Below are 25,651 nucleotides of genomic sequence, written 5' to 3'. Positions count from 1 at the left end.
ACGGGTAAGTGCCGAGCCACTTTTTTTGACCGATCGGATAATTTAGGCCATCATCGCGCCGTCTCGTCACGAGGTATGCCCCGATGAATCCGCCCACACTGCGCAGCCGCTTCTGGTCCGACCTGACCAGCGAAGAGTTCTCCCGCCTGGACCGCGAACGGCTCATCGCCGTGCTGCCGGTGGGCGCCACCGAGCAGCACGGGCCGCACCTGCCGATGTCGACCGACACCGCCACCATCGACGGCATGGTGCGCGCCACGCTTCCGCACATTCCCGACGACCTGCCCGTGCTGTTTCTGCCCACCGTGCCCTACGGCAAGAGCAACGAGCACTCGCGCTACCCGGGCACGCTCACGGTGTCGGCGAACACGCTGATCTCGCTGTGGAAGGACATCGGTGCCTGCGTCGCCAAGGCCGGCGTGCGCAAGCTCGTGCTCTACAACAGCCATGGCGGCCAGATGAGCGTGATGGACATCGTGGCACGCGACCTGCGCGAGGAGCACGACATGATGGTCGTCGCCGCCAACTGGTACACGCTGGGCCTGCCCGAGGGCCTGTTCACCGCGCACGAGGGCAAGCACGGCATTCACGCGGGCGACCTCGAAAGCTCGGTGATGCTGCACCTCACGCCCGACTACGTGCGGCGCGACCAGTTCCAGAACTTCAGCTCCATGACCGAGCAGTTGGCCGAAGAAAACAAATTCCTCTCGATCACCCCCAGCGGCAAGCTCGGCTGGCAGATGCACGACATCAACCCCTCGGGCGCGGCCGGCGATGCCACGCGCGCCACCGCCGAGAAGGGCGCGGCGGTGCTCGACCACGTGGGCCGGCGCTTCGTCGAGCTGCTGCACGAGGTGGACCGCTTCCCGCTGTCGCGCCTCGCCAACGAACCCGCCTGGCGCTAGGCTCGCGCACCACCATGGAAAGCACCACGCCATCCATTACCCCGCCGCTGGTCAGCCTGCGCCACGTCAGCAAGCGTTTCGCCAACGGCACGCTCGCGCTGCAAGGCATGACGCTGGACATCGGCGAGCACGACTTCATCAGCTTCCTCGGCCCCTCGGGCTGCGGCAAGAGCACGGCGCTGCGGCTCATCGCGGGCCTCACCCGGCTCAGCTCGGGCGACATGCACTGGTCCGGCGCCAACACCGGCAAGACACAGAGCGACCGCGACCTGGGCTTCGTGTTCCAGGAGCCCACGCTCATGCCCTGGGCCAAGGTGTTCGACAACGTGTGGCTGCCGCTCAAGCTGGCCGGCCAGAGCCGCGATGCGGCGGCGCCCGTGGTGCAGCAGGTGCTGGAGATGGTCGGCCTCTCGCGCTTTGCCGATGTGTACCCGCGCGAGCTCTCGGGCGGCATGAAGATGCGCGTGTCGATCGCACGCGCGCTGGTCACGCACCCGCGCCTGCTGCTGATGGACGAGCCCTTCGCTGCGCTCGATGAAATGACGCGCATCAAGCTCAACAACGACCTGCTCGCCATCTGGCGCGAGCACCGCTTCTCGGTGGTGTTCGTCACGCACAGCGTGTACGAATCGGTGTATCTGTCGAACCGCATCGTGGTGATGGCCGCGCGCCCGGGCCGCGTGATCGACGAGATCCGCATCGACGAGCCCTATCCGCGCGGCGAGGAATTCCGCACCTCGAGCCGCTACAACGCGCACTGCACGGCGGTGTCGCAATCCCTGCACGGAGCGCTGCATGACATCGATCACTGAGTCCGCCGCTGCCGCCGTGCCACCGCTGGACGCGGCCGACGTCGCGCCCTCCGAAGCCTCGCTGCGCGCGCACGAAGACCGGCTGCGCCGTCGCGAATCGCTGCTGCGCATCGTCGTGCCCGCGGCCATCGTCGCGCTGCTGCTGCTCGTGTGGGAATGGACGGTGCGCGCCAACAACATCCCGCACTACATCCTGCCCGCGCCCTCGCTCATCCTGAAGACGCTGTTCGACAACTGGGACACGCTCTCCAGCGCGCTCTGGTTCACGGTGAAGCTCACGCTGCTCGCACTGCTGGCGGCCATCGTGGGCGGCGTGCTGCTGGCCATTGCCTTCGCGCTCTTCAAGTGGGTGGAGATCGGCCTCTTCCCGATCGCGGTGATCCTGCAGGTGACGCCGATCATCGCGATCGCGCCGCTGATCCTGATCTACGTGTCGAGCACCACCGCGGCGCTCTTGCTGTGCGCGTGGATCGTGGCGTTCTTTCCGATCCTCTCGAACACCGTCATCGGCCTGAAGAGCGCGGACAGCAACCTGCGCGACCTGTTCCAGCTCTACAAGGCCTCTCCTTGGCAGACCTTCCGCTATTTGCTCGCGCCGAGCGCGCTGCCGTACTTCATGGCGGGCCTGAAGATCGCGGGCGGCCTGAGCCTGATCGGCGCGGTGGTGGCGGAGTTCACTGCGGGCACGGCGGGCAAGGAAACCGGGCTGGCCTCGCGCATCCTCGAATCGAGCTTCCGCACCGAGATTCCGATGATGTTCGCGGCGCTGCTGCTGGTGTCGTTGCTCGGCATCGTGATCTTCATCGTGTTCGCTGCGTTGTCGCGCATGGTGCTCGGCCACTGGCATGAGAGCGAGATGCGCCGTGAACGCTAGGACGCCCGTGCCTGTCGTCGACTGGGACGCCGTGCGCGAAGACTTGCGCGGCCTCAACCTTGTCACCTCGCCGAGCCAGCGGAAGCAACTGTCCAAAGACTTCTATTGGTACAGCCCCATCCTCACCGCGCAACTCGCGGGTTGCGTGGCCGACCTCGTCGTCAAGGTCAGCACCGAGGGCGATGTGCGGCAAGCCGCGGCCGTGGCCGCGAAGTGGAAGCTGCCCCTCACCGTTCGCGCGGGCGGCACCGGCAACTACGGCCAGTGCGTGCCGCTCGAGGGCGGCATCGTGCTCGACGTGACGCAGATGTGCCGCGTGCTCGACATTCAAAACGGCCGCATGCGCGTGGAAGCCGGTGCACGCATGCACGACATCGACCTCGCCGCGCGCGAGACCGGGCAGGCGCTGCGCATGTGGCCTTCGACCTGGCATGTGGCCAGCATCGGCGGCTTCATTGCGGGCGGCTTCGGCGGCATCGGGTCGTTTCGGCACGGCATCCTGCGCGACCCGGGCAACCTGCTGCGCGCGCGGGTGATGACGGTGGAACGCGAGCCGCGCGTCATCGAACTCGTGGGCGACGAGATCCAGCAGGTGCATCACGCTTACGGCACCAACGGCGTGATCCTCGACGTCGAAGTAGCCCTGAGCCCGGCCGTCGAGTGGGTGCACTGCACGGTGCTGTTCGAGACGTACCGCGGTGCGCTCGACTTCGGCATTGCGGCGCAGGCGCCGACGCTCGACATCTTTCTGCTCTCGACGGTCGAAGCGCGCTTCTCGCCCTACTACACGGCGATGCGCGATCGCTTTCCGATCGACCGGCATGCGGTGTTCACCATGGTCTCGCCCGAATCGATGGCCGCGTTCCGCGCGTTGGCCAACGCTCACGGCGGCACGATCTCCGTCGCAGGCACCGAGGCCGAGCTGCTCGCCGACGGCCTGCCGCCCGCCTACGAGTGCGCCTTCAACCACACGACGCTGCAGGCGCTGAAGGCCGACCGCGGTTGGACCTATCTGCAGGTCGCCTACGCGCAACCCTTCGATCCTTCGGTGGTCGAGCGTCACCTGAAGATCTTCGGCGACGACGTGCTGCAGCACCAGGACTTCGCACGCGCCAACGGCGAGTGCGGCACCTTCGGCATCCTGCTCGTGCGCTGGAAGGGCGAAGCCCATCAGTACGAGGTGATCCGCGAGATCGAGTCGCAGGGCGGCTGCCAGATCTTCAACCCGCATGTCTTCACCATCGAGGACGGCGGCATGAAGACCATCGACACGCAGCAGATCGAGTTCAAGAAGCGCAGCGATCCGATGGGGTTGATGAACCCCGGCAAGACGCGTGGCTGGACCTCGGACATGGCTGTCGAGCGTTGAAATGAACGGCTGCTCTTCGATTCGTCGCTGCGGGGGTCATTCGTGGCGCACTCACGCCGACGGGGTACCTTGCTCCGCGAATGTCCTCCGGCCTTCGGCCTCCCCCTTGATTTCGCTGCGCAAGGCACCCCATCGGCGTGAGCGTCGTGAGCCGCGCTGGTTGGTCGCACGATTACCGGCAACGTGCCCTCGTGCGAAGAGCACCGGGTGCTCCCCGCAGCGAAATCAAGGAGGAGGGCGAAGCCCGGGGGACATTCGCGGAGGGGAGCACCCGGTGCTCTTCGCACGCGCCCCGAACGGCAGAATCCCACCCGCATCCATCTCGATCATTCAGGTTCAACCCAGGAGTCCACTGCCATGCGCATCCCCGCTCTGACAATCCGCCCGCTCGCCCTCGGCCTGGCCCTCGCGGCCGCCGCCTTCGCCGTGCAGGCGCAGGAAAAAGTGGTGTTCGCCACCAACTGGAAAGCGCAGGCCGGCCACGGCGGCTTCTACCAGGCGCTGGTGGACGGCACCTACAAGAAGTACGGCCTCGATGTGGACATCCAGCAGGGCGGCCCGATGGTCAACAACCGGCCGATGCTGCCGGCGGGCAAGGTCGACTTCCTCATGACCGGCAACCTGCTGCAATCGTTCGACAACGTGAAGAACGGCGTGCCCACCGTGGTGGTCGCGGCTTTCTTCCAGAAGGACCCGCAGGCCATGTTCGCGCACCCGGGCCAGGGCCTCGACACCTTCAAGGACATGACCAAGGCCCCCGTCGCCTTCATCGGCAAGGACGGCCAGTTCAGCTTCTGGCAGTGGATGAAATCGGAGCACGGCTTCAAGGATTCGCAGCTCAAGCCCTACACCTTCAACGTCGGCCCGTTCCTCGCGGACAAGAAGTCGATCCAGCAGGGCTATGCGATCTCGGAGCCGCTGTCGATCAAGGCGCAGGCCGGTTTCGACCCCGTGGTGCAGCTCCTGGCGGACAACGGCTTCTCGACCTACTCGACCACCATCGAGACGCGCGCGGACCTCATCAAGACAAAGCCCGAGACGGTGCGCAAGTTCGTCGAGGCCTCGATCATCGGCTGGAACAACTACCTCTACGGCGACAACAAGGCCGCCAACGAGATGATCGCCAAGATCAACCCAGACTCGCCCGTGGCCGCATCGCAGGGCTCCATCGACCTGATGAAGAAGATGGGCATCGTCGACAGCGGCGAATCGCTCACCAAGGGCATCGGCGCGATGGACGAAGCCCGCGTGAAGGACTTCTACGACAAGATGGTCAAGGCCGGTCTCTACAAGGCGGGCGAAGTCGATCTGTCGAAGGTCGTGACCACGCAATTCGTGAACAAGGGCGTCGGTGTCGACGTTCGCAAGAAGCTCACCGGCAAGTAATTCGTTTCATCGAGAGTTTTTTCCGTGGGTCGCGCGGGGCTTGCGCCGGGGTCAGATGCCGGCGCCTGGGTTGCCATAAGGCACCGCGCGGCCTTTTGTTTCCTGGGCTCTGACCCTGTCTCGCCGATAGGCGATGCGGCCCTTTTTCATGAAAACGTTAGTCGTCCACTGCCATCCGAACCCCGACAGCTTCAATCACGCGCTCTACCGCACGGCGCTGGCGGCCCTCGAACCCCGGCATGCCGTGCGGACCATCGACCTGTACGCCGAAGGCTTCGACCCCACGCTGACCCGCGAAGAGCGCATGGCCTACCTGGACAACCCCGACCTCATCCGCGAACGCGTGAAACCGCATGTCGACGCATTGCTGTGGGCCGAGCACCTCGTGTTCGTCTACCCCACCTGGTTCCACGGCCCGCCGTCGATGCTCAAGGGCTGGCTGGAGCGGGTCTGGCTGCCGGGCGTGGCCTTCCTGCCGGCCGAGCGCAAGGGGCAGCTCGCGAAATCGGGCCTGCGGCACATCCGGCGGCTGACGGTGGTGACCACGGGCGGATCGCCGCGCTGGTTCGTGCTGGCCATCGGCGACCCCGGGCGGCGGCTCTTCACGCGCGCGCTGCGGGCGCTGTTCGCCTTGCGCTGCAAGGTCACCTGGCTGCAGCTGCACGACATGAACGCCGTCACCGCGAGCGACCGCACGCATTTCATCGAGCGCGTTTCGCGCAAGCTGCAGAACATCTAGACGCAGGGAGAACCCAGACCATGAGCCTCGAACGCACGCTGACCGTCCGCGTCAAACGCATCTCGCGCGAGACGCCGGAGATCCTGGCCTTCGAGCTCGCGCATCCGTGGGGGCGTGCGCTGCCGGGCTACGAGGCCGGCGCGCACATCGATGTGCACATGCCGGGTGGGTTCTCTCGCCAGTACTCGCTGGCGCGGGCGCCGTCGAATGCGCCGTCCTATGTGATCGGCGTGAAGCGCGAGCTTGCGAGCCGTGGCGGATCGGCCTCGATGCACGAGCGCGTGCGCGAGGGCGACCTGATCGCGATCAGTACGCCGCGCAATACCTTTCCGCTGCGCGCAGAAGCCGCGCACCATCTGCTGATGGCAGGTGGCATCGGCATGACACCGCTGCTCGCGATGGCGCAGGCACTCGCGGCGCGCGGCGCGTCGTTCACGCTGTGCGTGTTCGCGCGCGGCGAAGAGCACCTGGCGTTTTCCAATGCACTGCGCGACCCCGCACTCGCGCCGCACCTGCGCCTTCATCTGGACCAGGGCGATGCATCGCAACGCATCGACCTGCAGGCGCTTCTGGCCGATCGCGCACCGGACACGCACCTCTACGTCTGCGGCCCCGGCGGCTTCATGAAGGCAGTACGCGACGCGGCCGCAAAGACCGATTGGCCCGACGACGCGCTGCACACCGAGTACTTCGCTGCGCCGACCGATGCCAACACGAGCACCGGCCTACCCTTCACGCTCAGGCTCGCGCAGCGCGGCATCACGGTGCCGGTCGCGGCCGACCAGACGGCCGTCGATGCGCTGCACGAAGTGGGCATCGACATTCCCGTGTCGTGCCAGCAGGGCCTGTGCGGCACCTGCGTGGTCGAGGGCGATGGCGAGGGCGCGGAGCACCGCGACTTCTGCCTCACCGGCACCGAGCGGCGCAGCAAGGTGGCGCTGTGCTGCTCGCGCGCCAAAGGCCTCGAACTGGTGCTGCAGCTGTGAACATGGAAGAGAAGGAAATCGAGAGCGAGAGCGAAGCACCGGCCACGCGCGGCCGGTCGCGCAAATACACGCAGGTGCTGGGCGTCATCTACCAGGCCGCGATCGAGGTGTTCGCGAGCGAGGGCCTGGCCGGCGCATCGACGCAGGCCATCGCCGACAAGGCCGGGCTCTCGAAGGCGCAGCTGCACTACTACATCGACAGCAAGGAGGCGCTCTACCGCCAGGTGCTGCAGGACATCCTGAACGACTGGATCGTGGTGTTCGGCTTCAGCGACGAGGCCTTCGGCCCGCGCAAGGTGCTGGGCGACCTGATCCATCGCAAGATGATGTTCTCGTTCCAGCACCCGCTGCGCTCGCGCATCTTCACCGCCGAGATGATGCGCGGCGCGCCGGTGCTCAACACCATGATGGACACGAGCAAGGCGCGCACCGACCAGGCGGCCGCCGTGATCCAGAACTGGATGAACCAGGGCCTGATGGACAAGGCCGACCCGATGCTGGTGCTGTTCCACATCTGGGCGGTGACGCAGTTCTATGCGGACCATGCGACACAGGCCGCGTACTTCCGCAACGTCGCGCAGGACGGCGACGACAAGGACCGGCGCTACCTGATCGAGCAGGTGACGGATTTCCTGCTGAAAGGTGCAGGGGTCAAGTAGCCGCGCGTTGAGGAAGGTACATGGTGGCTTCGACCTCGACCAGCACCTCGTCCCCCGGCAGGAAGCGCGACACCTCGACCACCGTGCTCACCGGCGGCTCGCCCGGATAGAAGAGGCCGCGCACGCGGTTGTAGAACGCGTAGTGCGGCAGGTGGCGGAAGTACTGCACCAGCTTGACCACATCGTCCATCGTGCCGCCGTGCTCGGCCGCGATCTGGCGGATGCGCTCCAGCACGAACCAGCTCTGCGCGACGATGGCGGCTTCGAAAACATCGACCGACATCTGCCCGGTGGCGTAGCCCACGCCCTGCAATGCGGTGCGGGCTTCTTCGGGAATATCGTCGTAGCCCGCGACCGCGCGGCGCTTGGCCGGATCGACCGCGACCACGCCGCTCATGAAGACGAAATCGCCGACGCGTTTGGCGGCGGCGTAGTTGGCCATTGGCTTGCCCATGCTCATAGTGATTTCTCCAGAATTCGACCGGCACGGATCACAGTGCGTTCGCGTCCGCGCGGCCCGATGAGCTCATGCTCGTCGGTCGCCGCAAGCAGCACCAGGTCCGCAGGGCAGCCCGGCGCGATGCGGCCGTCCCACGCGAGGCCGAGCGCCTTCGCGGGGCTGACGGTGATCGCATCGAGCCAGTCGCTTGCGGGCGCGAGGTGCGCCATCTGCACGCCGAGGCCGAAGGTCTCTACGAGGTCGTAGCTGCCGTAGGGATAGAAGGCGTCCTGCACGTTGTCCGTGGCCAGGCTCGCACGCAAGCCCCGTGCCGCCGCTTCGTGGATGCGCGTGATGCCGCGCGGCACGGGCGTGCGGTCCCAGGCGCCCTGCAGATAGAGATTCGTGGTGGGCAGCGCGACGATGTGCAGGCCCGCGCCGGCGCAGAGCGCGAGCGTTTCATTGGCGACCGCGTCGTCTTGCATCGAAAGCGAGCAGCAGTGGCCGCAGACGACGTTGTGCTTGAAGTCGCGTGCGCGCACGAGCTGGGCAATGCTGCGAAGGCCGGTGGCTTCGGCGTCGAGCCCTTCGTCGACATGGAAGTCGAGACTCAGGCCGTGCTGCTGTGCCAGATCGAACACGCGGCCCAGCTTGTGCACGATGCCTTCGTTGCGGTAGACGAACGCGCCGAGCACGCCGCCCGCACGCTTCACTTCTTTGGCGATGCGCTCGCCGGCCGCGAGATCCGCGAACACGTCGAGCGGCGTGAGCGAAACGAACTGCAGCTCGAGGCGGCCACGCCATTCTTCGCGCAGCGTTTCGAACACCGCCAGTGCGATCGGTGCTTCGGGCTGCACCCAGTCGATGTGCGTGCGCAGCGCGCGCGTGCCCGATTGCCATGCGTCTTGCAGCGCGCGCTCCATGCGCAGGCGCAGCGTCTCGCCGCTCCAGCCGGCGCGGTGCTTCTCCATGCGCTCGATGGCTGCGAACAGGTTGCCCTGCGCCGCGCCCACTTCCTGCACCGTGTAGTTCTTGTCGATGTGCGCATGCGCCTCGACCAGCGCGCTCAGCAGCGTGCCGCGCGCCTGCGCCTGCGAGGCGCTGGGCACGATGGCCGCGACCTTGTCGCCATCGAGCGTGACATCGAAGACCTGCGCGTCGCCCGCCGCGAAGCCACGCAGCGGTGCAGGAATGCGCAGCGCCTCGAGCTTCATGCGCGCTGCTGCAATGCGCGCAGCCAGCCCAGGCCCGCGGAAGTGCCGCCAGGCTCCGTGCCGCGCTTCGGTCGGTACTCGCAGCCGACCCAGCCCTGCCAGCCGCTCTGCTTCGAGACCTCGTCGATCACGTCGAAGAGGTAGCTGTAGTTCTGCTCGCCGATGTCGGGCTCGTGGCGCTCGGGCACGCCGGCGATCTGCAGATGACCGACGCGGCCGGTGGGCAGGTACTTGCGAATCTTCATCGCCACGTCGCCTTCGACGATCTGGCAGTGGTACAGGTCCATCTGCACCTTGAGGTTCGGCGCGCCGACGGTCTCGACGATCTCGTGTGCGTCGTCCTGCCGGTTGAGGAAGAAGCCCGGGATGTCGCGCGTGTTGATCGGCTCGATCAGCACGTCACGGCCGGCCTTGGCGGCCTCTTCCGCGGCAAAGCGCAGGTTGTCGAGGTATACGGGCCGCACGGCATCACGCTGGAGGTCTTGCGGCACGAGGCCGGCCATGACGTGGATGCGCGGGCAGTCGAGCGCGACGGCGTAGTCGATGGCTTTCGCGATGCCATCGCGGAACTCGGCATCGCGGCCGGGCAGGCACGCGAGGCCGCGCTCGCCGCTGTCCCAGTCGCCGGGCGGGCCGTTGAAGAGCACCTGCTGCAGGCCGTTGTGCTTCAGGCGCGCGATGATGTCTTCTTTCGCGAAGGCGTAGGGGAAGAGGTATTCGACCGCCTTGAAGCCGTCCTTGGCGGCGGCGTCGAAGCGGTCGAGGAAGTCGAGCTCGGGATAGAGCATCGAGAGGTTGGCTGCGAATTGGGGCATGGTGTTTCTTCTACCAGCGCGCACCGAAGGTGGTGCGCAGTTCATCGATCTGTGAGGCATTCAGCGGCGCCGGCCTTGCGGCGCCCATAAGCATCTGAAGCCGCGCTGTTTCTTCGAGTTCCTCGAGCACGGCCATGGCGGCGGCCGGCGTTTCGTGCCACACGTTCGGGCCGAGGCGTTCGAGCATCACGGCGCGAAGGGGCGTGCCTGCGGCGCCAAAACGTTCGATGGCTTGCGCCACCTTTTCTGCCGCCTCGGGTGCGCCGGGACGGTGATACGGAATGAGCGGCACATGGCCGACCTTCATCACGAAGTAGGGCGTGAGCGCGGGCAGCAGTTCGTGGCCCGCTGCGTTGAGCGTGAGCGCGACGCAATGCGTGCTGTGCGTGTGGATCACGCAGGCCGTGTCTGCATCGAAGCGGCACGCGGCCGCGTAGATGCGCCTGTGCAACGCGATGGTCTTGCTGGCACGGTCGCCACCGACTTGCTTGCCTTCCGCATCGAGCCGCGCGAGCCGCGCCGGATCGAGAAAGCCGAGGCACGCATCGGTCGGCGTGATGAGGAAGCCATCGTCCAGCCGCACGCTGATGTTGCCGGCCGTGGCATGCACGTAACCGCGCTCGAACAGGCTGCGGCCGACGCGGCAGATTTCTTCGCGTGCTTGGTTCTCGGTCATGCCAGCACTGTAAAGGCCTTGGTGAAGAAATCGTCGCCACCGAAGTTGCCGGACTTGAGCGCGATGTGCACGCCCGCGCCATCGACGGGTCCGGCGGCCTCGGCGCGCGCGTGGCACCACGGCACGCCGGGGTCGATCTGCGGGCCGATCTGCATCTGCGCGATGCCCAGTGCCTGCACGCAGGCGCCCGAGGTTTCGCCACCCGCTACCACCAACTGGCGCACGCCCTTGTCGACCAGGCCGCGTGCGATGGCGGCGATGGTGCGTTCGACCATCGCGCCGGCTTCTTCGACACCGAGCTTGCCCTGCACCGATTTCACGGCGCCGGCCTCGGCGGTGGAATAGACCAGCACCGGTTGCTTGCCGACCAGCGGTGCGGCCCATGCCAACGCTTCGGCCGCGACATCGACGCCCGCCGCGATGCGCAGCGGATCGACCGCCAATGCCGCACCGCCGCGCTGGATGAAGTCGAGCACCTGGCGGTTGGTCGCCAGCGAGCAGCTGCCCGACACCACGGCGCGCAGACCGCCCGCTGCCGGCAACGCGCTGGCTTGCGACGAAGGGGCAAGGCCGAAGTTCGCAGGCAACCCGATGGCCACGCCCGAACCCGCCGTGACCAGCGGCATCTTCGCAAGCGCCGGCCCGAGACGCAGCAGGTCGTCGTTCGACACCGCATCGACGATGGCGATCGAGATGCCCTCGCTCCTCAACTGCGCGATGCGCTCGGTGATGGCCGCATCGCCGCGCGCCACCACCGCGTGATCGATCAGCCCCACCTTGCGCGTGCACTGCGCCTGCAGCACGCGCACGAGGTTCGCATCGGTCATCGGCGTGAGCGGATGGTTCTGCATGCCGCTCTCGTTGAGCAGCACATCGCCCGCGAAAAGGTAGCCCTTGAACACGGTGCGCTTGTTGTCGGGGAAGGCGGGCGTGGCGATGGTGAAGTCGCACTGGAGCGCCTCCATCAGCGCCTCGGTGACGGGGCCGATGTTGCCCTGCGCCGTGCTGTCGAACGTGGAGCAGTACTTGAAATAGATCTGCTGTGCACCCTGCGCCTGCAGCCAGCGCAGCGCGTCCAGCGATTGCGCAATGGCCTCGGCCGGTGCGATGGTGCGCGACTTGAGCGCGACCACGACGGCATCGACATCCGCATCGAGCGGCGTGGCCGGCACGCCGATGGCCTGCACCACGCGCATGCCGGCGCGCACCAGGTTGTTGGCGAGATCGGTCGCGCCGGTGAAATCGTCGGCGATGCAGCCGAGCACTAGTTTGCCCATGGATCAGTCCTTGGTAACGACAGGCAGCTTCACCGCCTGCGGGTTCTCGCGCACGTAGTCGCGCAGGATGGTGTCGAAGCTCGCGTCGGCCTTGAGGCCCAGCGCTTCTGCGCGCGCAGCGTGGATGCGGCTCGGCCAGCTGGTGACGATCCTGGCGACCTGTGCGTCGGGCGTCCAGTCGATCAAACCCGTGGCGTCCTTGCCCGCGATGCGTTCGAGCGCATCGGCCATCTCGCGCACGGTGGTGCTCAGCGCGGGCAGGTTGATGGCGGTGCGAGCGCCCCATTCGGCAGCGCTCGCGGTGGCTGCGCGCACGATGCCCGCGACCGTGTTGCCGGGCGATGCCAATGCGACAGGCGTTTCCGGCGCGACGGGGCAGCGCGCGCGCTCGCCGGCCAGCGGCTCGCGCAGCATGCTGCTCAGGAAGCTGGAGGCCGCGCCGTTGGGCCGGCCCGGACGCACCGAGACGGTCATGAGCCGCACGTTGCGCCCCTGCACGAAGCCCTTGCGCGTGAAGTCGGCCACGAGTTGCTCGCCGATGAACTTCTGGATGCCGTAGCTGTTCTGCGGCGTCGGCAGCGACGTGTCTTCGATCACCGCGGGCAGGCGCTGCTCGGGCGAATCGCCGAACACCGCGACCGAGCTGGAGAACACGAACACCGGCGCGTGGCCCGCACGGCGGCAGGCGTCGAGCAGGGCGCGGGTGGTGTCGAGGTTGCTGCGCATGCCGAGGTCGAAGTCGGCTTCGCATTCGCCGCTCACTGCGGCGGCGAGGTGGAAGACGGCATCGGAGTCGGCCAGCGGCAATGCGCCGTTGCCGGCCTGCTCGTACAGGTCGCCCTGCACGAACTGGATGCGCGCGTCGGCGGCGAGGTCGGCAGGCGGCGGCACGCGGTCGGCCAGCGTGATGCGCGAGATCTCCCTGGCTGCGCCGCCGGCCAGTGCGAGCGGGCCGCCCGCGAGCAGCGTGCGCGCGAGCCGTGCGCCGAGAAAGCCGCAGCCGCCGGTGATGAGGATGTTCATGGTGTCGTGATTCCTTCTTCAGGCTTTCTTGTTCGAGGCAGGCAGTTCGATGCCCGGAAAGATCTTGATGACCGCACTGTCGTCCTCGCGCGCGAAGCCCGCGGTCGATGCCTGCATGAACATCTGGTGCGCGGTGGACGACAGCGGCAGCGGAAACTTGCTCGCGCGCGCCACGTCGAGCACGAGGCCCAGGTCCTTCACGAAGATGTCCACGGCCGACAGCGGCGTGTAGTCGCCCGCGAGCACGTGCGCCATGCGGTTCTCGAACATCCAGCTGTTGCCCGCGCTGTGCGTGATGACTTCGTAGAGCGCGTCCGGGTCCACGCCTTCGCGCAGGCCCAGCGCCATCGCCTCGGCGGCTGCGGCGATGTGCACGCCGGCCAGCAGCTGGTTGATGACCTTCACCTTGCTGCCCGCGCCGGCCGAGTCGCCCAGGCGGTAGACCTTGGCCGCCATCGCGTCGAGCAGGACGCCGGCCTTGGCGTAGGCGGCGGGCGTGCCCGCGGTCATCATCGTCATCTGGCCGCTCGCGGCCTTGGCCGCGCCGCCGGAGATGGGCGCATCGAGGTACAGGATGCCCTGCGCCGCGAGGCGCGCTTCGAGCGCGACGGACCAGTTCGGGTCGACGGTCGAACACATCACGAAGAGGCTGCCCGGCTTCATCGACGCCGCGCAGCCGGGCGTGGTGCCGTCGCCGAACAGCACCGATTCGGTCTGCGCCGCATTGACGACCACGCTGACCACGATGTCGCACTGCGCGCCGAGCGCGGCCAGCGTGTCGCAGGCCGTGCCACCATCGCGCGCGAAGGCTTCGGCCACGCCGGGGCGCACGTCGAACACATGCGGCGCATGGCCCGCGCGGCGCAGCGATTGCGCCATGCCGCTGCCCATGGCGCCGAGGCCCACGAGGCCGACGACGGGGGTGTTGTTGGAGGTGTCTGTCATGGTGCGGGTTCTCCGTTCAGCGATTGACGAGTTGCTTGGGCGTGAGCCACACGCCGATGGCTCCGAGCACCAGCGCAGCGGCCAGCACGTACATGCCGATCTGCGTGCTGCCCGTGAGGTCCTTGAGGTAGCCGATGAGGTAGGGGCTCACGAAGCCCGCGAGGTTCCCCACCGAATTGATGGCCGCGATGCCGGCCGCTGCGGCCGTGCCCGAGAGGAAGGCCGTGGGCAGCGACCAGAAGAGCGGCGCGCAGGTCAGCACACCGGCCGCGGCAAGCGACAGGAATGCGAGCGACACGGCCGTGTTCTGCGTGTACGAGGCGGCCACGGTGAAGCCCACCGCGCCCATCATCGCGGGCACGATCAGATGCCAGCGGCGCTCCTGCCGGCGGTCGGCGCTGCGGCCGAAGAGGTTCATCGCGACGATCGCGCAGACGAACGGAATCGCGCTCAGCAAGCCGATGTTGAAGTTGCCTTGCACGCCCGTGGCCTTCACCAGCGTGGGCAGCCAGAAGGTCAACGCGTACTGGCCCATGACGAAGGCGAAGTAGATCAGCGCCATCCACCACACGCGCGCATCGCGGAACACCGCGGCCACCGAGTGCGGGCCCTTGGCGCCGTGCGCCTGGTCGCGCTCGACCTCGCGCTGGAGCAAGGCCTTTTCCTCGGGCGAGAGCCAGCGCGCCTGCTGGATGCCGTTGTCCAGGTAGAAGAGAACCATCACGCCCACGAGCACCGCGGGAACGGCTTCGATGATGAACATCCACTGCCAGCCGTGCATCGACGAGACACCATGGAAGGCGTCCATGATCCAGCCCGACAGCGGATTGCCGAAGATGCCCGCCACCGGAATCGCCGACATGAAGACCGCGATGATCCGCGCGCGCCGGTGCGAGGGGTACCACTGGGTGAGGTAGAGGATCACGCCGGGATAGAAGCCCGCCTCGGCCACGCCGAGCAGGAACCGCAGGATGTAGAAGCTGGTGGGTGTTTCGACGAACACGAAGCAGGCGGAGAGGATGCCCCAGGTGATCATGATCCGCGCGATCCACATGCGGGCGCCCACGCGGTTCAGAAGCAGGTTGCTCGGCACCTCGAAGAGGAAGTAGCCGAGGAAGAAGATGCCCGCGCCCAGGCCGAACACCGTTTCGCTGAAGCCCAGGTCCTGCCCCATCTGCAGCTTGGCGAAGCCGACGTTCACCCGGTCGAGGTAAGCGACCACGTAGCAGAGCATCAGGAAGGGAACGAGGCGCCAGAAGACCTTGGAATAGGTGCGCTTCTCAAGTGCGGTGTCGGCGGGGAGGCCGGCCATGGCCGAGGGCGCGCCGGCCTGGAGGGTTGGAGTCATGACAGGGAGGTCCGCTTGCAGCTTTGGATGAGGAAGAAGCGAGGTCGTCCCGTCGCCATGAAAGCGCGGCCGCCTCTAGATTTGTCAGGTCATCATACAAATCTGAACCAACTTCCCCGAACCGGGTAAACCCTCGAATCACACCTCGTTTCCTATTGGCCCGCGGGCCAGCCTTCGACCAGCGGCCGCGCGAGTTGCGCGCCTTCCTGCTGCCAGAAGGCCGGATCGGCCTGCTCGATGCGGCGGATCGCGTTGTCCATGTGGGACTTGGCGGCCTCGCGGGCGCGGAGCGCATTGCCGGCCTCGATGGCTTCGACGATCTGTGCGTGCTCCTGTGCGACCTCGCGCGCGAAGTCCGCGCGGCGCGCCTCGTTGGCGCGGGTGACGCGCGTGGCGCCGTGCAGGAACTGCCGCAGGTATTGCAGCGTGCCGATCAGGAAGGGGTTGCGCGCGGCCTCGGCGATGGCGCGGTGAAAGCGCACGTCTTCGTCGGCCCCATTGCCGCCGGCTGCCACCGCGGCATGCAGCGCGTCGATGGCGTCGCGGATGCATTGCACGTCTTCAGGGGTGCGGCGTTCGGCGGCGAGCGCGGCGACCTCGGCTTCGAGCGCACGGCGCAGCTCGACCATCTGGATCACCGCTTCGCGCGATGCGACGTGCGGCATCTCGAAGCGCAGCGGCTCGACGCCCGCGGCACGCACGTACACGCCGCTGCCCTGGCGCGAATCCACGAGCCCCAGAGACTTGAGCCGCGAGACCGCCTCGCGCACCACGGTGCGGCTCACGCCGAACTGCTCGGCGAGCACCGCCTCGGTCGGCAACCGGTCGCCTTCGGACAGCCGCCCGCTGCGCACCTCGGCCGCAAGCGCATCGGCCACCTGGTCGGCCAGGCGGACGGTGGGGGTGAGGGATTGGAAGCGGGCGGTCATGAACCGCGCGACTCTAACGCAGGCCTGCCCGGGCTCAGCCCAGCGCGTACCGCGCAGCCCGCGCGATGCTCACCGCGTCCACGCCGAAGAACGAACGCAATGCCGCACGCGTGTCGCTGCGGCCGAAGCCGTCGGTGCCGAGCGTGAGGTAGCGGCGGCTTTCGGGGAGGAAGGCGCGCACGCTCTCGGGCACGGCGCGCACATAGTCGGTGGCCGCGACGATCGGGCCCTTGCCGGCGCCGAGCTGCTGCGCGATGAACGGCACGCCGGCTTCTTCGCCGGCGATGGCCCGCTGCTCGCACGCCAGGCCATCACGCGCGAGCTCGCTCCAGCTCGTGACGCTGAACACCTCGGCCTCGATGCCCTCTTCGGCCAGCAGTTGGGCGGCCTTCACGACCTCAGTGAGGATCGCGCCCGAGCCCATCAGCGTGACCTTCTTCTTCGCCTTGCCCGAAGTGGGCGGGTAGACGCCGAAGCGATAGCACCCGCGCAGGATGTCGCCTTCCGCACCCTGCGGCACATCAGGCTGCGCGTAGTTCTCGTTCATGAGCGTGACGTAATAGAAAACGTCCTTCTGCTCGACCATCATTTCGCGGATGCCGGCATCGACGATCACCGCCATCTCGCCCGCATAAGCCGGGTCGTAGGCCTTGCAGTTCGGGATGGTCGCGGCCACGAGGTGGCTGCTGCCGTCCTGGTGCTGCAGGCCCTCGCCGCCGAGCGTGGTGCGGCCCGAGGTGGCGCCGAGCAGGAAGCCGCGCGCACGCTGGTCGGCTGCGGCCCAAATGGCATCGCCCACGCGCTGGAAGCCGAACATCGAGTAGTAGATGTAGAACGGCAGCATCGCCAGGCCATGCACGCTGTAGCTGGTGGCCGCGGCCGTCCAGCTCGCGATGGCGCCGGCTTCGCTGATGCCCTCTTCGAGAATCTGCCCGTCGGTGGCTTCTCGGTAGCTGAGCACCGAGCCGATGTCTTCGGGTGCATAGCGCTGGCCCACGCTCGAATAGATGCCCACCTGCTTGAACAGGTTGGCCATGCCAAAGGTGCGCGCCTCGTCGGCCACGATGGGCACGATGCGCGGGCCGAGCGCCTTGTCCTTCATGAGGTTGCCCAGCATGCGGACGAACGCCATGGTGGTGCTCATCTCCTTGCCGGCCGCGGCGGTGGCGAACTGCGCGTAGCTCGCGATGTCGGGCTTGGGCACCACCTCGCACGCGGTCTCGCGGCGCGGCATGGCGCCGCCGAGCGCTTCGCGGTGCTGGCGCAGATAGCGCATCTCGGCGCTGTCTTCGGCGGGGCGGTAGAAGTCCATCGCGGTGGCTTGCGCATCGGTGAGCGGCAGGTTGAAGCGGTCGCGGAATTCGATGAGGTCCACGTCGCCCATCTTCTTGTGCGAGTGCGTGGTCATCTTGCCCTGCGCGGCGCTGCCCATGCCGTAGCCCTTCTTGGTGTGGGCGAGGATCACGGTGGGCTGGCCCTTGTGCTTGGCCGCCGCGGCGTAGGCGGTATGGATCTTCACCAAGTCGTGGCCGCCGCGCTTCAGGCGGTCGATCTGCTCGTCGGTCATGCCTTCGGCCAGGCGCGCGAGTTCGGGGTTCTGGCCGAAGAAGTTGTCGCGGTTGAAGCGGCCGTCCTTCGCGGCGAAGGTCTGCATCTGGCCGTCGACGGTGTTGGCGAACACACGGGCCAGGGCGCCGCTCACATCCTGCGCGAAGAGGCCGTCCCAGTCGCTGCCCCACACGAGCTTGACGACGTTCCATCCTGCCCCGGCGAAGAGCTTCTCGAGCTCGTCGATGATGCGGCCGTTGCCGCGCACCGGGCCGTCCAGGCGCTGCAGGTTGCAGTTGACGACCCACACGAGGTTGTCGAGCTTCTCGCGCGCAGCGAGCGTCAAGGCGCTCATCGATTCGGGCTCGTCCATCTCGCCGTCGCCGAACACGCCCCAGACCTTGCGCCCCTCGCAGTTCAGGAGGTTGCGGTGCGTGAGATAGCGCATGAAGCGCGCGTGATAGATCGAGCTGATCGGGCCGATGCCCATCGAGCCGGTGGGGAACTGCCAGAAGTCCGGCATCAGGTACGGATGCGGATAGCTGCTGAGGCCCCGCGCGCCGCTACCTTCCGTGAAGGCCGGCGCGGTGAGTTCCTGGCGGTAGTGCTTCAGGTCTTCTTCGCTCAAGCGGCCTTCGAGGAACGCACGCGCATAGACGCCGGGCGCGCTGTGCGGCTGGAAGAACACGAGGTCGCCACGATGCTGCTCGCTGCGCGCATGGAAGAAGTGGTTGAAGCCCGTCTCGAACAGGTCGGCCGCGCTCGCATAACTCGCGATGTGCCCGCCGAGCTCGCCATACGCCTGATTGGCCTTGGCCACCATCGCGAGCGCATTCCAGCGCATCAGCGAAGCCAGGCGCTCTTCCACCGCGAGGTCGCCCGGGAACGGCGGCTGGTCTTCGGCGGCGATGGTGTTGACGTAAGGCGTTGCCAGCTCGGGCTGCCAGCCGATGCGTTGCTGCCGCGCGAGGCGGGCCAGTTCGACCAGCATCTGGCGCGCGCGCTGCGGGCCGTGCGTTTGCGCCAGCGCCAGGAAGGCGTCGCGCCATTCGGCGGTCTCTGCGGGATCGGGGTCATGCGACATCGGGCTGTCGAGCAGCAGCGCGCGCATCTGGTCGGCGGAAATCGGGGCGTTCATGACGGCACTTTAAGCCGGCATGCGGAAAATTAGCTACTGGCACCGGCAAGCCCACGCCGGTGTCGCGGCATAAAATTCCGCCATCTCTTGATTCCGAAGCATTTCATGCAACTCGATGCCATCGACCTGCGCATTCTCGACGAGCTGCAACGCGACGGCGCGCTGTCGAATGTGGAACTGGCGCGCCGCGTGCACCTGTCGCCCTCGCCGTGCCTGGCGCGCGTGAAGGTGCTCGAAGCGAACGGCGTGATCGACCGCTACGTGGCGCTCGCGAGTGCGAAGGCGCTGGGCCTCGGACTCAACGTGTTCATCTCGATCAGCCTCACCACGCAGAGCAAGCAGTCGCTCGCCGATTTCGAGCAACGCATCGCCGAGCACGACGAGGTGATGGAGTGCTATCTGATGACCGGCGACAGCGACTACCTGATCCGCATCGCCGTGGCCGACATGGCGGCGCTGGAGCGGTTCATCATGGAACAGCTCACGCCGATTCCGGGGATCGAGAAGATCCGCTCGAGCTTTGCGCTCAAGCAGGTGCGATACAAGACGGCGCTGCCGTTGCCGGCAGCGCCTTTGAACTAGGCACGCCCCCAGGCTTGGCCCGGGGGCCGAGGAACTCAGAGGCCGATCAGGCCGCCGTCGTTCTTCGTGATGACCACCGTGGCCGAGCGCGGGCGCGCCGTGCCGCCTTCGGGCCAGTGGCTGCCGAACTTCGACGGGTCGCCGATGTTGGCGGCCGGGGTCGTCTCGCCCGGGTGCTGGATGTTCACGAACAGCGCGCGGCCGTCGCCCGACTCGGCAATGCCGGTGATCTCGCAGTCTTTCGGACCGACCAGGAAGCGGCGCAGGCCGTCGGTGCCGGGTGCCTTGCCGACAAAGGTTGCCTGTGTCGCGGTGGTGGGGCCATCGACGTTGGTGATGGTCTTGGCCGCGCCGTCGCCGACCTTGCCCGGCAGTGCCGCCAGCAGCATGCAGTTGGTCACGTCGGTGTACTTGCCGTCGTCGGTTTCCAGCCACAGCAGGCCGGGCGCGGCATGGCTGAACCACATGCCGTCGGGGCTGGAGAAATCGTTGTCGGCAGCCAGGGCCGAGAGGTTCACGTCGGCCGATGCGGTGGAGCGTGCACCGAACAGGTAGACGTCCCACTTGAAGGTCACGGCAGCCGGGTCGCCGGCGGTGTCGGCGAAGCGGACGATGTGGCCGTTCGGGTTGCCCTTCTGCGCGGTCTGCGCCGGGCCCTTCGGGTCGTTGTAGAAGCGCGGGTTGGCGGCGTCGGTGCCATTGATCGTGCGTGCCGCGTTGTTCGTCAGCGTGAGGTACACCTCGCCGTTCTTCGGATTCACGGCCGTCCATTCGGGCCGGTCCATCTTGGTGGCGCCGGCCGCATCGGCGGCGTGGCGTGCGTTGATCACGACGTCGGCCGCGTCGGCGAACGCGTAGCCGGCGTAACCCGCGGTGATGTTGTTCACGCCCAGCTTCAGTTCGAGCCAATTGCCCGTGCCGTCGGCGTTGAAGCGGGCGACGTAGAGCTTGCCGTCGTCCATGTACTTGTCGCCGGCCGCGATGCCGCCGCCGATGTCGGCCGCGTCCCAGGCCTTCGTCGAGACGAACTTGTAGAGGTACTCGTTCTGCGAATCGTCGCCCATGTACCAGACCAGCGGCTTGCCGACCGCGACCGGGCCGAGGCAGGCGCCCTCATGGCCGAAGCGGCCGAGCGCGGTGCGCTTCCTGGGCGTGCTGGCGGGGGTGAAGGGATCGATCTCGACCACCCAGCCGTAGGTGTTGGCGCCGTTGCGGAAGTCGTCGGTCGCGGTGGCGCCGATGACCTCGGTGTTCCAGCGGCCGTAGAGGTTGTCGGCGGTGTCGGGCGTGACGGTGGCCCAGAGTTCGCGGCCGGTGCTGGCGACGCCGTAGCGGTTGAAGCTGGCGATTTCCTTGGCGCTGCGCTTGGGATCGTCGTTCGCCTTGATGCGGCGGAAGTACCCGGCCCAGTTCTCTTCGCAGGTCAGGTACGTGCCCCAGGGCGTGGTGCCGTTGGCGCAGTTGTTGAGCGTGCCGCGGGTCTTGCTGCCGTCGGTGGAGTACCTGGTCTTCAGGTAGTCGGTCTTGGCGGCCGGGCCCGAGAAGGCCATCTCGGTCAGCGTGTGGACGCGGCGGTTGAAGCTCGAATCCTGCTTGTAGCTCCAGGCGTTGCCGCTCTTGTTGACCTCGATCACGCTCACGCCGTGCAGGTAGAACTCGCGCAGCACTTCGTCGGCCACGGTGCGAACGCCGCCCACCACCGTCTGGCCGGTGGGGTGCAGGAACAGCGGCGTGATGGCTTCGTGGTTCATCACGAGCAGGCCGCGCGATGCGTTGGCCGGGTCCCACTTGTTCGATGCGTTGGCGCCGAAGAAGGTCATGCCGTCGTGATGGTCGCCGGCGCGGCGGTCATAGGTGGTGGCGTCGTCGGTGCCGTCGTTCTTGTACGCGGCCACGCCCGAGGCGATGGGATCGCCCAGTCGGTACAGCACGCTGGCGGTGTAGCCGGCGGGCACGCTCACCACGTCGTCCAGGCTCTTGGCCACGGCATTGAAGTCGAGCTTGAGCGGGGCTGTCCCGGGAGCAGGTGCGGGCGCAGGCGCAGGCGCCGGTGCTGGCGCGGGTGCGGGCGGCAGGATGGGAAAGCTGGTGCCCCCGCCGCCACCGCCGCCGCAGGCCTGCAGCAGCGCCGTGCCGGCGGTACCCACGCCCAGGCCGAACAGGCTGCGGCGGCTCAGGCGCGAGGCGATCAGGTCGGAGAACGAAGGGTTGGCGGTGGGGTTGGTGCCGATATCGTCGAGATCGATTCCGGATTCGTCGGAACGGGTGTCTGCGGTCATGCGCAATTTCTTTCGTGGGTTGAAAAGGAAATCAACCCGCGAAGTTAGGCACTTCGCATGACACCTCCGTGAAATGCTCAGCCTCTGGTCAGGTGCATTTGTTCCAGCGCGACGCTTCCTTCAAGGCGCGGACAGCTGCCTCGGCCACAGCGCCCACAGGCGCAACGGCTGGTTCACGCTCGCAGCCAGCCGCCCCGCTTCGGGACCGGTGCCTGCGAAGTAGTCCGCACGCACCGCGCCGAGGATCGCGCTGCCGGTGTCCTGCGCCACCACCAGCTTCTGCAGCTGCGCCGCCGGCCCGCTCGATGCGAGCCACACCGGCGTGCCGTACGGAATGCTCTCGCGGTCGACGGCGATCGAGCGCCCCGCCGTGAGCGGCACGCCCTGCGCGCCGCGCGGACCGAAGGCGGCATCGACCTCGCTCATCGTTTCCTCGCGGAAGAACACGTAGCGCGGATTGCTCCAGAGAAGCTGCGGCACGCGCTGCGGGTTCTGCATGGCCCAGGCCTTGGTGTCGTCGGGCCACTTGCCGACCTTGCTCACGCCCTGGCTCATGAGCCACTGCTGCACGCTGCGGTAAGGCTGTTCGTTGGTGGCCGAGAAGGCCACACGCACGGTGTGCTGGTAGCCGTTGGCCTCGGTGATGCGCAGGCGACCCGAGCCCTGGATGTGCAGCATCAGCGCATCGATGGGGTCGGCCATCCACGCGATCTCGCGGCCGCGCAGCGCGGCCTGCGCTTCGGGCAGGGTTTCGATTTCCTGGCGTGTGTACCAGGGGCGCTTGGGCACCAGGCCCTCGGGCGCCTGATAGATCGGCACGCTGAAGGTGGCGCTGGGGACGCGGGAGGCTTCGTACACCGGCTCGTAGTAGCTGGTGAGCTTGCCTTCGCTCTGGCCCGCGAGCGATTCGACGCGGTAGGGCTGCAGCCGGTCGGTCATCCACTGGCGCTGCTCTTCGGGAGTGGCGATGGCCAGCTGGCGCACATCGCGGCACAGCGGCGCGAAGGCGGCGTTGGGGCGCGAGCAGTTGGCCAGCAGCGCGATCCAGGCTTCGTGCAACGGGTCTTCGCCGAAGCCCGGAAGCTCCGCCCAGCCGACGGGCACCCAGCGGCTCTTGGGGTGCGCGAGCGAGCCGGTCAGCGGTCCGAGGTCGCGCGGCGGGGTGGCGGAAGGCCGGGTGGGTGCGTCGGGCACGCGGGGGCCGACGGAACAGCCGGCGAGCGTTGCTACGATCGCAAGCCCGACCAGCCACTGGAGTCCATTTCTCATGGGTTTGATTCTGCTTGAAGCCCTCGCTGCGGGACTCGTGTTCATCTTGATCATCTGGTGGACCATGTTTTCCGGTCGCGACAAAGGCGAATTGCACAGCAACGATGCCGAGCCCGAAGCCGATCGCACGTCCGATGATCGGCGCCCGCCGCCGAAATCGTGAATTGCTTGTGTAGCCCGCTGCCGCACACCGGTGTCGGAGAAGCGCCTCGTAGCTATTACTTTAGTAGCAATCATCGCAGCATCCACGGGGAACGGCGAAGGTTTTCTTATTTTCCATAGGGCCTTGAACTCGTACCATCGCGTACGCTCCCGGGGCTAAGCTCGGCCCGCTTGATCAACATCGAAAGGGATTCGCCATGAAAAAATTCGTACTCGCCACCTGCGCCACCGCCATCGTCCTGTCCGGCTGCGCCGGCGGCATGACAGACACCCAGCGCAACACCGGCATCGGTGCCGGCATCGGCGCACTGGGCGGCGCCGCCATCGGCTCGGCCACCGGCGGCAACCGCGGTGCCATCGGCACGGGCGCGGTGGTCGGCGCGGCAGCCGGCGCGCTCGGCGGCTACCTGTGGTCGCAGCGCATGGAAAACCAGAAGCGCCAGATGGAAGCCGCCACGCAGGGCACCGGCGTCGCCGTGACCCAGACCCAGAACAACGAGCTGAAGCTCGCCATTCCGAGCGACGTGTCGTTCGACGTGGGCCGCGCCAACATCAAGCCGAACTTCGCACCGGTGCTCGACCAGTTCGCCAGCGGCCTGCGCAACAACCCGAACGCCGAGGTGCGCATCATCGGCCACACCGACAGCACCGGTTCGGACGCCATCAACAACCCGCTGTCGGTCGACCGTGCCACCAGCACGCGCGACTACCTGGTGGCACGCGGCGTGAACGCGGCGGCCTTCCGCATCGAAGGCCGCGGCTCGCACGAGCCGGTCGCCGACAACAACTCCGACGCCGGCCGTGCGCAGAACCGCCGCGTCGAAATCTACGTGGGTGAGCGCGGCCCGCGCGGCTAAGCCACGCCCAGCGGGAAAACCGGCCGCATCGAACGGCCGGTTCCCGTCATCTTTTCAATGGTTCATACAGAGGGAAAACTCATGAGGAAGCTTCTTGTCTCGGGTGCAGCAGCAGCGGCTGCGTTGATGTTCATTGCAGGTTGCGCTTCGCAGTCCGCACCGCCGCCGGCACCCGCAGCGGCCGCTCAGCCGGCAGCGCCCGCCAACAGCTGGACAGCGCGCCTGGCCGCACTGAAGACCGACCTGGAAGCATCGACCAAGGGCACGGGCGTGGTGATCGAGCAGACCGCCGACAACCAGCTGCACCTGGTCATTCCGAATGAGTTGTCGTTCGACACGGGCCGCGCCAACGTCAAGCGCAACCTCGCGCAGGTGCTCGACAAGGTCGCCGAAGGCCTGAAGACCGCCACCGCCGCCAGCGTGCGCGTGGTCGGGCACACCGACGCCACGGGCAGCGAGGAAGGCAACGAGCGCCTCTCGGTGAGCCGTGCCGACAGCGTGCGCAACCACCTGGTGGGCCGCGGCGTGTCGACCACCGCGATCACGACCGACGGCCGTGGCTCGCGCGAACCGCTGGCCGACAACGGCACCGCAGCCGGCCGCGCACAAAACCGCCGCGTCGAAATCTACGTGGCAGAGAAAGCCTGACCCCCAGTCTTCGCGCACTTCGTGTCGCTTCGCCAACCCCCTTCCAGGGGGCAACACCTGCGGCCCGGCAAAGCCGGTTCCGCGGTGTTTCCCTGAAAGGCGGGAGCCGCCCGTGCGCTAAAGGTCTCTCAGGCGGTTGGCAAGCTCGACCGCCGACTTCACTTCCATCTTCTCGAACACACGCGCCCGGTGGACTTCCACCGTGCGCACGCTTATCGCCAACTGGTCGGCGATCAGCTTGTTCGGCAGTCCCTCGACCACGAGCCGCATCACGTCGCGCTCGCGGTCCGTGAGTTCGGCGATGCGCCCGGCGAGGCTGCGGCGCACGCTCTGCACCTCGAGCGCCCGCAGCGATGCACCGAGCGCCTGCTCGATGCGGTCGACCAGCGCGTTGTCCGAGAACGGCTTCTCGCAGAAATCGAAGGCACCGCGCTTGACGGCATCGACCGCCGTCGGCACGTCCGCATGGCCGGTGAGAAAGATCACCGGCATCGCATCCAGCAGGCCACGCTCGGCCAGCCGGTCGAACAGCACGAGCCCGCTGGTGCCGGGCATGCGCACATCGAGCAGCAGGCAGCGCGGCTGATCCGGCAGCGGGCCTTGCGCAAGCAATTGCTCGAAGGCCTCGGCGCTGCCGAAATGCTCGCTGGCCAGCCGGCGCGAGCGCAGCAGCCAGGCCAGCGCCTCGCGCACGCTGGCGTCGTCGTCGACGATATAGATGAGTCCATCGATCAGCGGTTGCATATCAATTCCAGAAGCAAGAATCGGGTGC

Annotated in this window: 25 protein-coding genes; 12 read left to right on the top strand and 13 right to left on the bottom strand. The window is 67.4% G+C overall.

All coding sequences use genetic code 11. The features are described from left to right. The first annotated feature begins 83 nt into the window (after window positions 1–83). From M2282_RS12290 to M2282_RS12255, 8 genes are all read left to right on the top strand, one after another. Complete coding sequence (locus M2282_RS12290; RefSeq protein WP_280809062.1) at window positions 84–905, top strand: creatininase family protein; 822 nt, start codon at window positions 84–86, stop codon at window positions 903–905. A gap of 14 nt (window positions 906–919) precedes the next feature. Beyond that, complete coding sequence (locus M2282_RS12285; protein ID WP_280809061.1) at window positions 920–1,717, top strand: ABC transporter ATP-binding protein; 798 nt, start codon at window positions 920–922, stop codon at window positions 1,715–1,717. After that, window positions 1,701–2,591, top strand: coding sequence for an ABC transporter permease (locus M2282_RS12280; RefSeq protein ID WP_280809060.1), 891 nt, complete (start codon window positions 1,701–1,703; stop codon window positions 2,589–2,591). The genes M2282_RS12285 and M2282_RS12280 overlap by 17 nt, the downstream gene beginning before the upstream one ends. Then, window positions 2,563–3,960, top strand: coding sequence for an FAD-binding oxidoreductase (locus tag M2282_RS12275; RefSeq protein WP_280809059.1), 1,398 nt, complete (start codon window positions 2,563–2,565; stop codon window positions 3,958–3,960). The genes M2282_RS12280 and M2282_RS12275 overlap by 29 nt, the downstream gene beginning before the upstream one ends. 357 nt (window positions 3,961–4,317) lie before the next feature. Continuing rightward, window positions 4,318–5,346, top strand: coding sequence for an ABC transporter substrate-binding protein (locus M2282_RS12270; protein WP_280809058.1), 1,029 nt, complete (start codon window positions 4,318–4,320; stop codon window positions 5,344–5,346). A 148-nt stretch (window positions 5,347–5,494) separates the two neighbouring features. Then, on the top strand, window positions 5,495–6,085 hold the full coding sequence (locus tag M2282_RS12265; RefSeq protein ID WP_280809057.1) for an NAD(P)H-dependent oxidoreductase: 591 nt from the start codon (window positions 5,495–5,497) through the stop codon (window positions 6,083–6,085). 20 nt (window positions 6,086–6,105) lie between these two features. Continuing rightward, entirely contained in the window at window positions 6,106–7,071 is a 966-nt protein-coding gene (locus M2282_RS12260; RefSeq protein WP_280809056.1) for a PDR/VanB family oxidoreductase, read from the top strand. A 2-nt stretch (window positions 7,072–7,073) separates the two neighbouring features. Then, window positions 7,074–7,730 (top strand): TetR family transcriptional regulator C-terminal domain-containing protein, encoded by a 657-nt coding sequence (locus M2282_RS12255; RefSeq protein WP_280809055.1) that lies wholly within the window; start codon window positions 7,074–7,076, stop codon window positions 7,728–7,730. On the opposite strand, the gene M2282_RS12250 is transcribed toward M2282_RS12255, so the two are convergent. The 10 genes from M2282_RS12250 to mdeB all read right to left on the bottom strand — a co-directional run bounded on the left by M2282_RS12250 (window position 7,723) and on the right by mdeB (window position 19,082). Next, entirely contained in the window at window positions 7,723–8,190 is a 468-nt protein-coding gene (locus tag M2282_RS12250; protein WP_280809054.1) for a RidA family protein, read from the bottom strand. The two genes, M2282_RS12255 and M2282_RS12250, sit on opposite strands and share 8 nt — an antisense overlap. Further along, on the bottom strand, window positions 8,187–9,383 hold the full coding sequence (locus M2282_RS12245; protein WP_280809053.1) for an amidohydrolase family protein: 1,197 nt from the start codon (window positions 9,381–9,383) through the stop codon (window positions 8,187–8,189). Before M2282_RS12245 ends, M2282_RS12250 begins: the two co-directional genes overlap by 4 nt. Continuing rightward, window positions 9,380–10,198 carry a 2-oxo-tetronate isomerase gene (gene otnI / locus M2282_RS12240; protein WP_280809052.1) on the bottom strand — a complete coding sequence of 273 codons (819 nt, stop codon included), beginning with the start codon at window positions 10,196–10,198 and terminating at the stop codon, window positions 9,380–9,382. Before otnI ends, M2282_RS12245 begins: the two co-directional genes overlap by 4 nt. A 10-nt stretch (window positions 10,199–10,208) precedes the next feature. Next, window positions 10,209–10,874, bottom strand: coding sequence for an aldolase (locus M2282_RS12235; RefSeq protein ID WP_280809051.1), 666 nt, complete (start codon window positions 10,872–10,874; stop codon window positions 10,209–10,211). Continuing rightward, on the bottom strand, window positions 10,871–12,151 hold the full coding sequence (gene otnK / locus M2282_RS12230; RefSeq protein ID WP_280809050.1) for a 3-oxo-tetronate kinase: 1,281 nt from the start codon (window positions 12,149–12,151) through the stop codon (window positions 10,871–10,873). Before otnK ends, M2282_RS12235 begins: the two co-directional genes overlap by 4 nt. Window positions 12,152–12,154: 3 nt before the next feature. Beyond that, the gene (gene denD / locus M2282_RS12225; RefSeq protein ID WP_280809049.1) at window positions 12,155–13,174 is read right to left on the bottom strand and encodes a D-erythronate dehydrogenase; all 1,020 of its coding nucleotides are present in this window, start codon (window positions 13,172–13,174) and stop codon (window positions 12,155–12,157) included. An 18-nt stretch (window positions 13,175–13,192) separates the two neighbouring features. Further along, window positions 13,193–14,119, bottom strand: coding sequence for an L-threonate dehydrogenase (gene ltnD / locus M2282_RS12220; protein WP_280809048.1), 927 nt, complete (start codon window positions 14,117–14,119; stop codon window positions 13,193–13,195). A 16-nt stretch (window positions 14,120–14,135) separates the two neighbouring features. Further along, window positions 14,136–15,467, bottom strand: a complete 1,332-nt coding sequence (locus M2282_RS12215; RefSeq protein WP_432422894.1) for an MFS transporter — start codon at window positions 15,465–15,467, stop codon at window positions 14,136–14,138. 152 nt (window positions 15,468–15,619) lie between these two features. Beyond that, window positions 15,620–16,396 (bottom strand): FadR/GntR family transcriptional regulator, encoded by a 777-nt coding sequence (locus tag M2282_RS12210; protein ID WP_280809047.1) that lies wholly within the window; start codon window positions 16,394–16,396, stop codon window positions 15,620–15,622. Window positions 16,397–16,430: 34 nt separating this feature from the next. After that, window positions 16,431–19,082, bottom strand: a complete 2,652-nt coding sequence (gene mdeB, locus M2282_RS12205; RefSeq protein ID WP_280809046.1) for an alpha-ketoglutarate dehydrogenase — start codon at window positions 19,080–19,082, stop codon at window positions 16,431–16,433. A gap of 105 nt (window positions 19,083–19,187) precedes the next feature. Between mdeB and M2282_RS12200 the strand changes: the two genes are divergently transcribed. After that, complete coding sequence (locus tag M2282_RS12200) at window positions 19,188–19,664, top strand: Lrp/AsnC family transcriptional regulator (protein ID WP_280809045.1); 477 nt, start codon at window positions 19,188–19,190, stop codon at window positions 19,662–19,664. A gap of 35 nt (window positions 19,665–19,699) precedes the next feature. On the opposite strand, the gene M2282_RS12195 is transcribed toward M2282_RS12200, so the two are convergent. Both M2282_RS12195 and mltA read right to left on the bottom strand, forming a co-directional pair. Further along, window positions 19,700–21,943 carry a PhoX family protein gene (locus tag M2282_RS12195; protein ID WP_280809044.1) on the bottom strand — a complete coding sequence of 748 codons (2,244 nt, stop codon included), beginning with the start codon at window positions 21,941–21,943 and terminating at the stop codon, window positions 19,700–19,702. Window positions 21,944–22,063: 120 nt separating this feature from the next. Beyond that, window positions 22,064–23,212, bottom strand: a complete 1,149-nt coding sequence (gene mltA, locus M2282_RS12190) for a murein transglycosylase A (RefSeq protein WP_280809043.1) — start codon at window positions 23,210–23,212, stop codon at window positions 22,064–22,066. On the opposite strand from mltA, the gene M2282_RS12185 reads away from it, so the two are divergent. From M2282_RS12185 to M2282_RS12175, 3 genes are all read left to right on the top strand, one after another. Beyond that, on the top strand, window positions 23,211–23,375 hold the full coding sequence (locus tag M2282_RS12185; protein WP_280809042.1) for a hypothetical protein: 165 nt from the start codon (window positions 23,211–23,213) through the stop codon (window positions 23,373–23,375). The two genes, mltA and M2282_RS12185, sit on opposite strands and share 2 nt — an antisense overlap. Before the next feature lie 196 nt (window positions 23,376–23,571). Further along, on the top strand, window positions 23,572–24,231 hold the full coding sequence (locus M2282_RS12180; protein ID WP_042577385.1) for an OmpA family protein: 660 nt from the start codon (window positions 23,572–23,574) through the stop codon (window positions 24,229–24,231). An 81-nt stretch (window positions 24,232–24,312) separates the two neighbouring features. Then, window positions 24,313–24,879, top strand: coding sequence for an OmpA family protein (locus tag M2282_RS12175; RefSeq protein ID WP_280809041.1), 567 nt, complete (start codon window positions 24,313–24,315; stop codon window positions 24,877–24,879). Between the two features lie 117 nt (window positions 24,880–24,996). Here M2282_RS12175 and M2282_RS12170 read toward each other — a convergent pair whose 3' ends face one another. Further along, window positions 24,997–25,623: a response regulator transcription factor gene (locus tag M2282_RS12170; protein WP_280809040.1), complete on the bottom strand. Its 627-nt coding sequence runs from the start codon at window positions 25,621–25,623 to the stop codon at window positions 24,997–24,999. Window positions 25,624–25,651: the final 28 nt, after the last annotated feature.

Source organism: Variovorax boronicumulans, from assembly GCF_029892485.1.
In the GTDB taxonomy this organism is placed as follows: Bacteria; Pseudomonadota; Gammaproteobacteria; order Burkholderiales; family Burkholderiaceae_C; genus Variovorax; species Variovorax boronicumulans_B.
This window is presented reverse-complemented; position numbering and strand designations above follow the sequence as displayed.

Coding starts and splice junctions, on each gene's coding strand:
- M2282_RS12290 (WP_280809062.1), top strand. CDS start 84: ATGAATCCGCCCACACTGCGCAGCCGCTTCTGGTCCGACCTGACCAGC.
- M2282_RS12285 (WP_280809061.1), top strand. CDS start 920: ATGGAAAGCACCACGCCATCCATTACCCCGCCGCTGGTCAGCCTGCGC.
- M2282_RS12280 (WP_280809060.1), top strand. CDS start 1,701: ATGACATCGATCACTGAGTCCGCCGCTGCCGCCGTGCCACCGCTGGAC.
- M2282_RS12275 (WP_280809059.1), top strand. CDS start 2,563: ATGAGAGCGAGATGCGCCGTGAACGCTAGGACGCCCGTGCCTGTCGTC.
- M2282_RS12270 (WP_280809058.1), top strand. CDS start 4,318: ATGCGCATCCCCGCTCTGACAATCCGCCCGCTCGCCCTCGGCCTGGCC.
- M2282_RS12265 (WP_280809057.1), top strand. CDS start 5,495: ATGAAAACGTTAGTCGTCCACTGCCATCCGAACCCCGACAGCTTCAAT.
- M2282_RS12260 (WP_280809056.1), top strand. CDS start 6,106: ATGAGCCTCGAACGCACGCTGACCGTCCGCGTCAAACGCATCTCGCGC.
- M2282_RS12255 (WP_280809055.1), top strand. CDS start 7,074: ATGGAAGAGAAGGAAATCGAGAGCGAGAGCGAAGCACCGGCCACGCGC.
- M2282_RS12250 (WP_280809054.1), bottom strand. CDS start 8,190: ATGAGCATGGGCAAGCCAATGGCCAACTACGCCGCCGCCAAACGCGTC.
- M2282_RS12245 (WP_280809053.1), bottom strand. CDS start 9,383: ATGAAGCTCGAGGCGCTGCGCATTCCTGCACCGCTGCGTGGCTTCGCG.
- otnI (WP_280809052.1), bottom strand. CDS start 10,198: ATGCCCCAATTCGCAGCCAACCTCTCGATGCTCTATCCCGAGCTCGAC.
- M2282_RS12235 (WP_280809051.1), bottom strand. CDS start 10,874: ATGACCGAGAACCAAGCACGCGAAGAAATCTGCCGCGTCGGCCGCAGC.
- otnK (WP_280809050.1), bottom strand. CDS start 12,151: ATGGGCAAACTAGTGCTCGGCTGCATCGCCGACGATTTCACCGGCGCG.
- denD (WP_280809049.1), bottom strand. CDS start 13,174: ATGAACATCCTCATCACCGGCGGCTGCGGCTTTCTCGGCGCACGGCTC.
- ltnD (WP_280809048.1), bottom strand. CDS start 14,119: ATGACAGACACCTCCAACAACACCCCCGTCGTCGGCCTCGTGGGCCTC.
- M2282_RS12215 (WP_432422894.1), bottom strand. CDS start 15,467: ATGACTCCAACCCTCCAGGCCGGCGCGCCCTCGGCCATGGCCGGCCTC.
- M2282_RS12210 (WP_280809047.1), bottom strand. CDS start 16,396: ATGACCGCCCGCTTCCAATCCCTCACCCCCACCGTCCGCCTGGCCGAC.
- mdeB (WP_280809046.1), bottom strand. CDS start 19,082: ATGAACGCCCCGATTTCCGCCGACCAGATGCGCGCGCTGCTGCTCGAC.
- M2282_RS12200 (WP_280809045.1), top strand. CDS start 19,188: ATGCAACTCGATGCCATCGACCTGCGCATTCTCGACGAGCTGCAACGC.
- M2282_RS12195 (WP_280809044.1), bottom strand. CDS start 21,943: ATGACCGCAGACACCCGTTCCGACGAATCCGGAATCGATCTCGACGAT.
- M2282_RS12185 (WP_280809042.1), top strand. CDS start 23,211: ATGGGTTTGATTCTGCTTGAAGCCCTCGCTGCGGGACTCGTGTTCATC.
- mltA (WP_280809043.1), bottom strand. CDS start 23,212: ATGAGAAATGGACTCCAGTGGCTGGTCGGGCTTGCGATCGTAGCAACG.
- M2282_RS12180 (WP_042577385.1), top strand. CDS start 23,572: ATGAAAAAATTCGTACTCGCCACCTGCGCCACCGCCATCGTCCTGTCC.
- M2282_RS12175 (WP_280809041.1), top strand. CDS start 24,313: ATGAGGAAGCTTCTTGTCTCGGGTGCAGCAGCAGCGGCTGCGTTGATG.
- M2282_RS12170 (WP_280809040.1), bottom strand. CDS start 25,623: ATGCAACCGCTGATCGATGGACTCATCTATATCGTCGACGACGACGCC.